General features: G+C 44.6%; 13 protein-coding genes. 7 read left to right on the top strand and 6 right to left on the bottom strand.

The annotated features are described in order from the left end of the window. Positions 1-32: 32 nt before the first annotated feature. Positions 33-200, top strand: a complete 168-nt coding sequence (locus IRQ95_RS01965; RefSeq protein WP_194435323.1) for a hypothetical protein — start codon at positions 33-35, stop codon at positions 198-200. A gap of 60 nt (positions 201-260) precedes the next feature. On the opposite strand, the gene bioD is transcribed toward IRQ95_RS01965, so the two are convergent. Genes bioD through bioB form a run of 4 tightly spaced genes read right to left on the bottom strand, consistent with a single transcriptional unit; the run spans position 261 to position 3,934 of the window. Next, positions 261-941: a dethiobiotin synthase gene (gene bioD, locus IRQ95_RS01970; protein ID WP_194435324.1), complete on the bottom strand. Its 681-nt coding sequence runs from the start codon at positions 939-941 to the stop codon at positions 261-263. Continuing rightward, positions 938-1,750, bottom strand: coding sequence for a malonyl-ACP O-methyltransferase BioC (gene bioC, locus IRQ95_RS01975; protein ID WP_194435325.1), 813 nt, complete (start codon positions 1,748-1,750; stop codon positions 938-940). Before bioC ends, bioD begins: the two co-directional genes overlap by 4 nt. Positions 1,751-1,755: 5 nt before the next feature. Then, positions 1,756-2,898 (bottom strand): 8-amino-7-oxononanoate synthase, encoded by a 1,143-nt coding sequence (gene bioF / locus IRQ95_RS01980; protein WP_194435326.1) that lies wholly within the window; start codon positions 2,896-2,898, stop codon positions 1,756-1,758. Next, positions 2,882-3,934: a biotin synthase BioB gene (bioB, locus tag IRQ95_RS01985; protein WP_194435327.1), complete on the bottom strand. Its 1,053-nt coding sequence runs from the start codon at positions 3,932-3,934 to the stop codon at positions 2,882-2,884. Before bioB ends, bioF begins: the two co-directional genes overlap by 17 nt. Positions 3,935-4,158: 224 nt before the next feature. On the opposite strand from bioB, the gene bioA reads away from it, so the two are divergent. After that, the gene (gene bioA, locus IRQ95_RS01990; RefSeq protein WP_194435328.1) at positions 4,159-5,436 is read left to right on the top strand and encodes an adenosylmethionine--8-amino-7-oxononanoate transaminase; all 1,278 of its coding nucleotides are present in this window, start codon (positions 4,159-4,161) and stop codon (positions 5,434-5,436) included. 79 nt (positions 5,437-5,515) lie between these two features. Here the strand turns inward: bioA and IRQ95_RS01995 are convergent, their stop codons facing one another. Both IRQ95_RS01995 and IRQ95_RS02000 read right to left on the bottom strand, forming a co-directional pair. Further along, positions 5,516-6,181, bottom strand: a complete 666-nt coding sequence (locus IRQ95_RS01995) for a DUF2057 family protein (RefSeq protein WP_228481065.1) — start codon at positions 6,179-6,181, stop codon at positions 5,516-5,518. Between the two features lie 78 nt (positions 6,182-6,259). After that, positions 6,260-7,285 carry a porin gene (locus IRQ95_RS02000; RefSeq protein ID WP_194435329.1) on the bottom strand — a complete coding sequence of 342 codons (1,026 nt, stop codon included), beginning with the start codon at positions 7,283-7,285 and terminating at the stop codon, positions 6,260-6,262. Positions 7,286-7,797: 512 nt separating this feature from the next. On the opposite strand from IRQ95_RS02000, the gene dinG reads away from it, so the two are divergent. The 5 genes from dinG (at position 7,798) to xthA (ending at position 12,300) form a co-directional block, all read left to right on the top strand. Beyond that, a complete protein-coding gene (gene dinG, locus IRQ95_RS02005) occupies positions 7,798-9,870 on the top strand; it encodes an ATP-dependent DNA helicase DinG (protein ID WP_194435330.1) in 2,073 nt (690 codons plus the stop codon). A 50-nt stretch (positions 9,871-9,920) separates the two neighbouring features. Beyond that, the gene (locus tag IRQ95_RS02010) at positions 9,921-10,700 is read left to right on the top strand and encodes a sulfite exporter TauE/SafE family protein (protein WP_194435331.1); all 780 of its coding nucleotides are present in this window, start codon (positions 9,921-9,923) and stop codon (positions 10,698-10,700) included. Next, the gene (locus IRQ95_RS02015; RefSeq protein ID WP_194435332.1) at positions 10,697-11,245 is read left to right on the top strand and encodes a primosomal replication protein; all 549 of its coding nucleotides are present in this window, start codon (positions 10,697-10,699) and stop codon (positions 11,243-11,245) included. The genes IRQ95_RS02010 and IRQ95_RS02015 overlap by 4 nt, the downstream gene beginning before the upstream one ends. A 1-nt stretch (position 11,246) precedes the next feature. Continuing rightward, entirely contained in the window at positions 11,247-11,423 is a 177-nt protein-coding gene (rsmS, locus tag IRQ95_RS02020) for a pleiotropic regulatory protein RsmS (protein WP_194435333.1), read from the top strand. A gap of 70 nt (positions 11,424-11,493) precedes the next feature. Then, on the top strand, positions 11,494-12,300 hold the full coding sequence (xthA, locus tag IRQ95_RS02025; protein WP_194435334.1) for an exodeoxyribonuclease III: 807 nt from the start codon (positions 11,494-11,496) through the stop codon (positions 12,298-12,300). Positions 12,301-12,357 lie beyond the last annotated feature (57 nt).

Genomic DNA, 12,357 nt, shown 5'->3' on the forward strand with positions numbered 1-12,357 from the left:
GGAACGAAACAACGTCTAGATAGGAAGAGCTCATGGTTGAAGCAAGTAATTACCAAATGGCGATCGATTTGTTATGTTGTCATCTCGGTATTTCAGAAGAAGAAGCCAAGCAGCAGTTAGGGATCTCGTCAGAGCACGCTATGCAACAAAGAATCGCAGAAACTCAATCGGCCTTAATGGGGTTGAACAGCGACAAATAGTCTGAATTGAAACTGAAAGGGCTGCCTAATGGCAGCCCTTTTTCTTTGTCCAGAAAGTCATTAGCCCACTAAAGGAGTGACATCGATGTACTTAGCCAGTTCTTTACGTTTCACACTTGGAACATAAGGGATTTCACCAATTTTAGGTGCGTCGATCTTCTGCTCTAACATCTCAATAATTTCAGCGTAGTGCTCTGTGCCTGGGTTAATGCGATTAGCAACCCAACCTGCGACTTTTAATCCATCAGCTTTGATTGCATCAAGTGTCAGCAATGCGTGGCTCAAACAGCCTAGCTTAATACCAACCACTAGAACCACTGGCAAATCTTCACGCTGTACCCAGCTTGATAGACAATCAGTATCTGAAACAGGCACACGCCAACCACCCGCACCTTCTACTAGTACGATGTCTGAGTTTTGTTTGTGCTGCGACAGTTTGTCACTTAACACATCGTAATCAATGACAACGTCTTCACGCTTTGCTGCAATATGCGGTGATGCTGGCAGCTCAAGCGCATACGGGTTAACGTCATCGTATGCCACTTCTACCGTAGCGGCCGCTTGTAGATATAAAGCGTCAGAATTACGCATACCTTGTTCAGTTTTTTCACTGCCAGCGGCAACCGGCTTATAACCAATGGTATTTAAGCCTCTCTCTTTTAAAGCGTTCAAAATCGCTTTAGAAGCTACTGTTTTACCTACATCGGTATCCGTACCAGCAATAAAAAATGCGTCGATCATAGATTAATTTTCCCCAAACAAACCTGATAAGTTGCGGGAACAAGCCCCTGATGGTTATGTTGAAAATTTTGGTACTCACGTTCTAAACGTTTTAGCGACTGCCGACTCGTCAACCCATGAGAGCGACCTTGAACATGATTCGCGCCAATGCCTTTTAAATCACGCATTAACGAGAATGCAGATGAATACCAAGCGATTATGGTGGGCAAGTCTAAGTGATGGTTTTTACACTGGGCTTGCGCTAACGCAATTTTTACCTGATTGGCAGTTATAAAATCGTTGACGTGTTGATATGAGTCAACTTTTGCCCAAGCCTGCTTGAGCTCATTAAGTGAACCGTCCAGTAATGTCGAGAAGACAACGCTCCCCCCTCGGCGAGTAACACGGCGCATTTCTGCCAACGGCACCGACAAATCGTCACACCACTGCAGCGCTAAACTAGAGAAAACATAATCAAACTGATGCGAGGTAAACGGCAGTGATTCTGCATCACCTTGTTGGTATTCCATACCTTGATGGCCACAACGTGCTTGCGCTTGCTGTAACATTTCACTCGACAGGTCGCAGCAAACAACCTGCGCCCCTCTTGCCCGCAGTTGCTGACTAAAGAACCCCGTGCCGCAGCCAAGATCCAATACCTGTTTACCACCAAGATCTTTGGGTAACAAATCAAGCAAACGAGAACCAACTTCTCGTTGAAACGCAGCATGCTTATCATAACTACCCGCTGCTTTACCAAACGCATCAGCGATTGCTTGTTTATTAGCAAAGTTCATCTGTTGCGAATTCACATATAACGCATTATTCATCAGAGTTAACCCTCTATTAACGCTTTTAGTGCATCAGCTAAATGAGTGATTTGGTGTATCGAATGGTTCGCCGTCAAAGTGATCCTCAATCTTGCTTTACCTTGCGGTACTGTAGGGGGACGTATCGCGGTTAACCATTGACCTCGAGACTTAAGTTGCTGCGACAGCAAAACGGCTTTCTCTGATTCACCAACAATAAACGGTTTGATTGGTGTATCGGTATATTGATAACCAGCGATGTTTTGCAATGCCTTATCATAGTGATAATAAAGCTCACTTAACTTATCTCTGCGCCATTGCTGCGTGGCAATCATATCGACAGCATGAGACAGAGCATGAGCTTGAGAAGGCGGCATTGCTGTCGAGTAGACATGGTGGCGAGCAAACTGAGTTAAATAATCACCTGTCGCTTGGTCACACATGATTGCCGCACCAGATAAACCAAACGCTTTGCCAAAGGTAACCACTAATAATTGCGGTTTAATCCCCGCAGCATCGCAACTGCCCTTGCCTTGATGACCCAAAACGCCAATACCATGAGCATCATCGACAGCAAGCCAAGCTTTGCCCTCAATTACTTGAGCAATTTGCGCCAACGGCGCTTTATCACCATCCATGCTGAACACCCCTTCAGTGGCCACTAAGGTGTTCGATTGCAGCAGCTTAGTTAGGCTACTCACATTATTATGCTGAAACCGCTTCATCGTCGCGGGTGATAGCATGCCCGCTTCCATCAATGATGCATGATTGAGTTTGTCTTGCAGCAGTAAGTCACCCTTTTCGAGCAGACTAAACAGCATCGCTTGATTGGCAGAAAACCCTGAACTAAACAGGATTGCACGAGAATAACCCAACCATTGGCAAAGTTTCTCTTCCAACAATTGGTGCGCGTGACTAAAACCCGTCACCAATGGGGATGCACCGCTGCCATTACCATAGCGATCGATCCCCTGTTGCCAAGCCTTTGCCAATTCTTTATCCGCCGCCAGCCCAAGATAGTCGTTACTGGAAAAGTTGCCGTATTTAACCTGTTCATGAGTCAGAACTGGATCATTACCCGACTCCACTGACGTAATTTGACGATTCAAGCCTTGCTGCTTACGCAGCTTTAAACAGTCAGCAATACGCTGATTAAACCCCTGCGTCATAAAATAGGTCGTCTTTGCTTGGACGAGCGGCAACACGCTCAACAACACGATCTAATAGATCATTCTCTTCGATTTCATCCGGACGCTGAGAGACTTGTTGGCTATTGATGCCGAGCTTATTAAACAGCTGCATGTCTTTATCTTCCGATGGATTCGGTGTGGTCAACAGTTTACAGCCATAAAAGACCGAGTTGGCACCCGCCATAAAGCACAGAGTTTGCATCTGCTCATTCATATTTTCGCGACCCGCAGATAAACGAACCGCAGACATTGGCATCATGATACGTGCAATGGCGATTAGACGAATAAAGTCGAATGGCTCAACATCCTCGACTTTTTCTAGCGGAGTGCCTTTTACTTTCACCAGCATGTTAATCGGCACACTTTCAGGGTGTGTTGGTAAGTTAGCCAATTCGCACAGCAAACCCGCACGATCGCTGGCACTCTCACCCATACCGATAATACCGCCTGAACAAATTTTCATTCCCGCATCACGAACATGAGATAAGGTATCTAAACGATCTTGGTAGGTACGAGTAGTAATAATATTGCCGTAAAACTCTGGCGAGGTATCGAGGTTATGGTTGTAGTAGTCAAGGCCAGCACCTGCGAGTTGCTTAGCTTGATCTGGGGTAAGCATACCGAGCGTCATACACGTCTCAAGACCCATATCCTTCACGCCTTTTATCATTTGCGTCAGATGTGGCATATCGCGCTGTTTCGGGTTCTTCCACGCAGCGCCCATACAAAAACGCGTTGAACCGGCATTTTTTGCCTTGGTAGCCGCATCAAGTACACGCTCGACTTCCATCAAACGCTCTTTCTCTACGTCCGTGGTATAGCGCGCGCTTTGCGGACAATATTTACAATCCTCTGGGCATGCCCCTGTTTTGATTGAAAGCAAAGTACTCACTTGCACATGGTTATGCTGCTGATATTTTCGATGCACTAACTGCGCTTCAAAAAGCAGGTCCATGAACGGCTTTTGCATTAGCTGTTTAACTTCACCATGAGTCCAGTTATGACGAACTTCCACATCTCTTCCTTATTATGTTCTTTGCTAAGCCAGCCCAAATACAGAGCCATTAAATCAAGTGGCTCAATTAAAAGCATGACCTCAACAAATAGATTTTATATCCACGACCAATCAGACATCGGGACGGTTTTATGGTTGACAGTCTATCGCCACAGAGTAAGCTGTCAACAACAAAACAAAATGAAAATTTACAACTGGTTAAATTTTAATCTTTGCGAGTAATCATGGATCTAGATTTTGATCGCCAGCATATTTGGCACCCTTACACTTCAACCATTAACCCTCTGCCTTGCTATCCAGTGGCTAAAGCAGCCGGTGTAACTATTTATCTTGAGAGCGGTGAAGAACTCATCGATGGAATGTCATCGTGGTGGTCAGCAATTCATGGCTACAATCATCCCTACTTAAACCAAGCCGCTCATCAACAAATTGATACGGTGTCACATGTGATGTTTGGTGGGCTTACCCATGCTCCCGCAATCAATTTGTGTAAAAAGCTCGTGGGTATGACGTGCGACTCGCTACAGCACGTATTTTTAGCGGATTCTGGCTCTGTGGCGGTAGAGGTGAGCCTAAAAATGGCACTGCAATATTGGCATGCGAAAGGGGAAGCGCGGGCTAAATTTCTGACTCTGCGAGATGGCTATCATGGCGACACGTTCGCTGCCATGTCAGTCACTGACCCTGATAATTCAATGCATTCTTTATACAAAGGCTTTTTACCTGAGCATATCTTTGCTAACTCGCCGAAAACCGGATTTTGGCAAGTGTGGGATCCCAGCGATCTGGATGATTTCAAACAAAAGTTAACTGATCATCACCAAGAGATCGCCGCCGTGATTTTGGAACCAATCGTGCAAGGCGCCGGTGGGATGCGTATTTATCATCCTGAATTTCTGAAAGGGGTACGTGAGCTTTGCGATCAATTTGAGGTGCTGTTGATCTTAGATGAAATTGCTACTGGTTTTGGTCGTACAGGCAAATTGTTCGCCTATGAACATGCCGATATCGAACCGGATATTCTATGCGTGGGTAAGGCGCTCACCAGTGGCTATATGACCTTGTCCGCGACCTTAGCGACCAGTAACGTTGCCAATAAGGTTTGCGGGGGTCAAGCTGGATGCTTTATGCATGGTCCGACTTTTATGGGTAACCCTCTTGCCTGCGCGGTTGCCACTGCCAGTATGGAACTGCTAGAGCGCAACGAGTGGCAAGTGCAAACCCAAATGATCGAGCAACAATTTGCTCGCTTACTACCACAAATCCAAGAGCATCCATTGGTGGCGGATGTGCGCTGGTTGGGCGGTATTGGTGTAGTCGAGACGCACAAAGCAGTCAATATGGAACAAATTCAGGCGCACTTTGTCGCCCAAGGAGTGTGGATTCGCCCGTTTGGTAAGCTTATCTATATGATGCCGCCGTACATCAGTCACGCTCAGCATATTGAAAAGCTGGTCGCCGCTATTGAGAGTGCACTCAATAAACCTGAGTACTTTCAATAGAGACAAGCCGCTATAAATAAAAACGACTAAACGCAAAAAGGGTTGGCACGCTGCCAACCCTTTTCAGATCATTCGATGATTACTCTTGGTCAATCATCCAACGACGGAATTCTTTACGCTCTTCTTTGCTTGCTTTTAAATACCAAGCTTTAAGCTGTTCAACGTTTTTTGGCATCACTTTAGGAGCTTCAGCACCCTTGCTGCTCGCTACAACAGAACCCGCTGTCGCTACCGCTGCTACTTCTACCGCAACTGGCGCATCAACCAATTCACCATTGTTAAAGTAAATACCGCGCTGTTTATTGTGCTCAGCAACTAGGTTATCCATACCCGCGTATGGCATAAAGCCACCTTTGCCTTTTAGTACCGCTTGCTCAAACTTAACTTCTTTACCATCAACCAACACTTTCCAGCCTGGGTTGGCTTTTTCAAACTCTATGTCTGCTTCAGTTTCACTGTATACTTTTGGCGCAAGAATTTTGATATCGCTGCCTTTAGCATCAAAGTTCAAAAGGAAAGGCTTCGATGTGTAAACTTTAGCACTGTTGCCAGAACCCAATTTGTCATCAAAACGCACAATAGCTTGAACAAAACCATCCTCTACTTGGTTTTGACCAATTTTATGTTCTGCCTTTTGACCGTTAATATAGAGAATTGAAACTCCATCTTGCGCAGAAAGGACCGCTGCTTGTAACGGAAAAGTCAACACACCCGCCATCACAGCAAATAAACTTTTAATCTTCAAAGGAGTTCCCCTTAAACAACAATGTAATGTAAAAAGCCACCCGAAGGTGGCTTTATAGTATATCTTATTAAGCAATCATTAGAATGATGCTTTAACACCGATTGCAACACCAGTAGTGTTATCACGGAAGTCAGGGTTTGCAGTAGTACCTAGGTTAGTCTCACCATCGTTACCAGCAACTTCAACGTATGCAGTTGTGTTAGGTGCTAGGTTGTAACCAGCGTTTACAAACCAGCTGTTTACGTCCATATCAGAGTCGTCGTGGCTAGAGTGAGAGTATGCAGTTGCAAATGTCCACTTACCTAGGTAGTAGTCAGCACCTACAGTTACTACGTCTGTATCTGCATCATCAGCGTGATCCATCTTAGTCGCGTAGTAACCAATACCTAGACGAATGCTTTCAAAACCAGAGTAATCTGCTTCAAAACCGTAAGCTTTTTCGTCACCGTTTGAAGTTTCATTGTAGTTTAGAGAAGCAAAGAATGCAGATAGGTCTAGGTCAGCAACACGGTAGCCGAAACGACCATCGTAGTAGTTGAAGTCATCGCCTTCAACAGTTTGAATTTGACCGCCAGTAACGCTATCGATTAGGTCGCTGTGACCGATCTTGTCTTGGATAAAGCCAAGAGTTGTGTAGAACGTACCGTTGTCGTAGTCGTAACGGATAGCTTCGTCAGCACACGTTACGTCATCAGAACCAGCGTTGTATAGTTTGTTTACATCGAATTGGTAATCGTTTGTGATGCCACCTAGGTCATCGACAGCAGTACATAGACGACCGAACTTGATAGAGCCGTAAGTCTTAGAGTAAAGCGCTACGTATACGTCGCCGCTGCGAGTAACTTCTGCGTTGTTGCTTTCTGAACCATCAAATGCCCAGTAACCACCGAAAGATAGGTCATCGTTTAGAGCGTAACGAACGTCAAAACCGAAGTCAGCATCTTCGATTTGTTGGCTCATAGAGCTGTTTGAGAAAGAGTTTTGGTAAGTTACTTCGATGTCACCGTGAATGTCTACAGTCACGCCATCTTGGTTGTAAAGTTCGATTGCTTGAGCAGATGTTGCTGCTGCAAGAATTGAAAGAGCTACTAGAGTCTTTTTCATAGTTAATCCACTGCCTTTTCTTAGATTAGGGAATTCCTTGTCCGGTTCCCTTTTATTTTTTTGGAGGTGTTTCAAACTAAATCGCTTGACACCGCCGCTTTCAAATTTCGGTGCTAGATTGCAGAAGATTGTTCTGACTGTCAAATCTTATAAAAACCACTCCTAAAAAAACATCAAAACCATAATAAACAACAACTTATGTGTAAATTAGTTAGTTTTGCGACCAACTTCTAACCTAGATAGCAGGTTCATCAGCAGTTGATACGCGTCGCAACTACAGTTTATTACTCTATTGCTTTACATTAAATTTACACCAAACAGAATTTAACACTAGATAAGTCTAATCTTTATAGTTTTATATTTTTCGCCTTTAGAAATAAATATAACTAATTGAAGGTTCAGTTTTTTTTTGTGAAGCGGATCTAGATTTATTTAAAAAGCGTGCGGAATCGTGAACTACATAACAGTTAAGGAAGTGTGCTACTATCGCATCTCGTTAGAAAGGCGCTGTTATGACCAACACAAAAATCCATCAAACTATTCGCACTAGCTACCAGAACCTACAAGCACAACTAGAAAATTTCGTACCTCGCCGTGCACAAAACTATCTAGTTGCAGAAATAACTAAGACCCTATGCGGTGAATACCATAAAAAAAATCGTATGATTGTGGCCGAGGCCGGAACCGGGATCGGTAAATCGCTTTCTTATCTTATGGCGGCGATCCCCGTAGCTTTTCTTAGTCAACGAAAAGTGGTTATTTCTACCGCGACGGTTGCACTGCAAGAACAGCTGATTAATAAAGATTTACCTTTATTTAGACGCATTACTGACCTGAATTTTTCATTCTTACTGGCCAAAGGGCGTCAACGTTACTGCTGCGCGGAAAAACTCGCCAATGCTTGCGGCGCTGACGGTCAGCAAATGGCAATGTTTGAGACCAAACCAAAGCGCAAAGATATCGAACTACTTGAAACTATGTACCGTTCGCTTGCGCAAGGTAAATGGGATGGCGATAGAGACTCATGGCCAAAATCGATTGATGATCACATTTGGCAGCTTATCGTTAGTGATAAACATAGCTGTAATAACAGTATGCCTTCTCATCGCGGTTGTCCTTTCCAAAAAGCGCGTAGCGAACTCGACAAAGCCGATGTGATTATTGCCAATCACAGCTTGGTGATGGCCGACGCTGATTTAGGTGGCGGTGTCATTTTACCCGAACCTGAAGAAACCATTTATGTGTTCGATGAAGCGCATCATCTCCCTCATGTGGCACGCGACCATTCCGCTGCTGCTGCCAGTTTAAAGGGTGCCGCAACTTGGCTAGAGAGACTAAATCAGTCAGTGACCAAATTTTCTGGCCTCGCGGATGAGAAGCGTGTGGCCCGTTTTCGTAACGAACTGCAAGATGCCGTACAACAATTAATCCCTTCGCTAACCCAATTAGCGGGGCGTTTCGACCCAGCCCATTTTAGTGAAAACATTTACCGTTTCGAACATGGCGATCTGCCTGATTGGTTAGCCGCTGAATCCAAAGATCTTAAACAACTCTCTAACAAAGGCGCTCAAGCCACAGCCAAGATCGCTGATCTGATTGCAGAAAGAGTAAAAGATGGTGAAGTTGCTGCGCGTTTAGCTGAGCCAGCATTGGCTGAGTTAGGTTTCTACATCCAGCGTATGGATAACTTAGCGCAAGTATGGCAACTGATGGCAGAGCCACCTCGCGATAAAGGGGCACCTCTCGCTCGCTGGTTAGAGCTAAGCCCTGAACGAGAGGGGGACTTTATTGTTAACGTGTCCCCCCTTGAGGTGGGTTGGCAACTTGATCAACAGATTTGGAGTCGATGCTTAGGTGCAGTATTAGTATCGGCAACGATGCGCGCGCTCAATTCATTTAACTTTTTCTGCCGCCAAGCGGGGATCAGTGATAAAGCAGAAGATGGCACCCGATTCTTGGCGCTCGCGTCACCTTTCGACTATCAGAATCAAGCCGAGTTGCGCGTGCCTAAGATGAAATACGAGCCGCAAGCAAAGGAGTTTACGGAATATCTTATTGAAATTCTGCCTAATCAAATTAAAGACAAAAAGGCTAATTTAGTTTTATTCTCTTCTTATTGGCAGATGAACCAAGTTGCCGAAGCCTTGGACAAACAATTCATCAAAAAAGGGTGGGCGTTGCAGATCCAAGGTAAAGAGTCTCGCAATGAAATTCTAAACAAACATAAAACGCTGGTGCAATGTGGTAAAACTAGTGTGCTGTTTGGTACGGGCAGTTTTTCCGAGGGGTTAGATTTGCCCGGTGAGCTGTTAGAGAACCTGATCATCACCAAGATCCCTTTTGGCGTTCCTACCTCACCAGTAGAACAAGCACATGCTGAATATATTGAGCACAAAGGAGGCAATCCATTTATGCAGATCACCGTCCCAGAGGCGAGTAAAAAGCTCATCCAGTCAGTTGGACGCTTACTGCGTAAAGAACGGGATTCTGGTACAGTAGTCATCTTAGATAGGCGCCTTGTAACCAAACGTTATGGCAGCGCCTTACTGGATTCACTACCACCCTTTAAACGTGTCATCGAATAATTTACGACCTTGCTGTCTAAACTAAGCAGCCAGAATAAGAAGAATCATCAATGGAAATGTTTGAACCAACGATGTTGTTGGTACTCGCGCTGGTCGCTTTTGTTGCTGGATTTATAGATGCTGTCGCCGGTGGCGGCGGCATGTTGACTGTCCCTGCCCTGTTATCACTAGGCTTGCCACCTCATATTGCTTTAGGAACCAACAAACTCGCAGCGACGTTTGCGTCATCAACTGCGGCATTTACTTACTATCGCAAGCGGCTCTTTCATCCTCAGTTTTGGAAAAGAGCTTTTATCTCAACATTAATTGGCGCAACTCTTGGTACCTTGTTTGTTGACTGGATAAGCACAGAGTGGTTAGAAAAAGCGTTACCACTGATTATCTTAGCGGCTGCTATCTACTCCATTTGGCACAAAACCCCAAAAAATAGCAGCAACGAACTGCCACCAGCTTGCGCAGCGTTTAATAAAAAGCAATATGTTCAAGGCTCTATTCTTGGTTTTTACGATGGTGTTGCTGGCCCTGGCACTGGCGCATTTTGGACGGTTAGTACCATGGCGCTATATCGCTTGAACATCCTCATGGCTTCAGGCGTTGCCAAGGCGATGAACTTCACCAGTAATTTTACCTCATTGATAACCTTTGCCATCTTGGGACATATCGATTGGGTGCTAGGCTTAACAATGGGGATATGTTTAATGGCTGGCGCTTTTGTTGGCGCCCATTCTGCAATCCGATTCGGCGCTAACTTTATTCGCCCTATTTTCGTTACTGTGGTTAGTATCCTGGCTATCAAACTAGCCTATGACGCATGGTTTATTGCAATATGAGTCAATTAAAACAGTTAATCAGCACTTTAGATCAGCTAGCGCGACAAGCTGCTGACCTTGACCGCTCGCGCGGAGAGCATCACCAAGCCTTATTTGACGAACGCTTATTTCATGGCAGCGCTCGACTACTTGTCCCTTGTGTCAAAGAAGCCCAAGCGACTTTAGAAACTTTAATTCGTGAACAAGACAATGGCAAGTTGACCGCATTGCGCGCCGAGTACTTATCTGAACGTTTACTGGCGCAAGTCAGTGCTATCCAGCGAGAACTTGCGACTCGGGCAATCCGTAAAAAAGAACCAAAGCACCACAGCCACTTCCAAAAGCCAATCAATGTTCTATACCAAGAACTGGCACAACACCAAGACTGGGAGCGACGCCTAATGGAAATGGTGCGTGACAAGCAACTCGCACTAAATAGCGCTCCTCCTTTTGCTCAACAACAAGCTCAACAAGCTTTACTCACCACAGAGCAAAGACTTGAACGTTGCCGCGTCGCTAAAGTAAAACTGGAAAAACAAATCACTTATCGAGAGAGAAACCAATAGCATGACTTCAACTGCCAATAGCCTTGACAACGCCCCAGACGAAATCAAGCTTGCTGTCGATCTCATTTATTTACTAGAAAGTAATGAAGTCGATCCACAAATCGCACTCAAAGCGATTAAGATCGTCAAGAATGATCTTGAAGCTAAGTTGGCACAGCAAGCCAAATCAGCAGAATAAGTCAGCAAAGCGCGTCAGAAAAAACGAATCTAAACCTAGTTGGGAAAACCTAGCCAAAAAAGGAAGCACAATGAAAGTCGTATCGTTTAACATTAACGGTTTAAGAGCTCGCCTTCATCAACTCCAAGCCCTTATCGACAAACATCAGCCGGATGTCATCGGCCTACAAGAAATCAAAGTACATGATGAAGCCTTCCCATTAGCCGACGTTGAAGCAATGGGTTACAAAGTTTATTTTCATGGACAAAAGGCTCACTACGGCGTTGCTATGCTGTGTAAAAAGGAGCCATTGTCGGTTCAAAAAGGTTTCCCCACAGACAATGACGATCATCAAAAACGTATGATCATGGCAACATTCGAAACAGACAATGGTGAAAAAGTCACAGTTCTAAACGGTTACTTTCCGCAAGGCGATAATATTAGTCATGAAACTAAGTTTCCTTATAAGCGAGCTTTCTATCAAGACTTAATGACCTACCTAAGCGAACACCATACTAATGACGAAAATATCATTGTGATGGGTGATATTAATATTAGCCCTACTGACCTCGACATTGGCATTGGCGAAGTAAATCGTAAACGCTGGCTTAAAACTGGAAAATGTTCTTTCCAACCAGAGGAGCGCGAATGGTTGCAAACATTATTGGACTGGGGATTTGTTGATACATTCCGTTTAGTCAATCCAGAAGCAACTGAACGATATTCGTGGTTCGATTATCGTTCACGTGGTTTTGATGATAATAGAGGGTTGAGGATTGATGTTATCTTAGCAACAAATTCATTATCTACTAAATGTACCGTATCTGATATTGATTACGAACTACGTGGCATCGAAAAACCATCAGATCATGCGCCAATATGGTCAACATTCGAGTAAATAATTTATTTCAGGGTTTCTTACTAATAAGAAACCCCTTGCAAAACCATGTTTTAA

Source organism: Vibrio fluminensis, from assembly GCF_015278125.1.
GTDB lineage: Bacteria > Pseudomonadota > Gammaproteobacteria > Enterobacterales > Vibrionaceae > Vibrio > Vibrio fluminensis.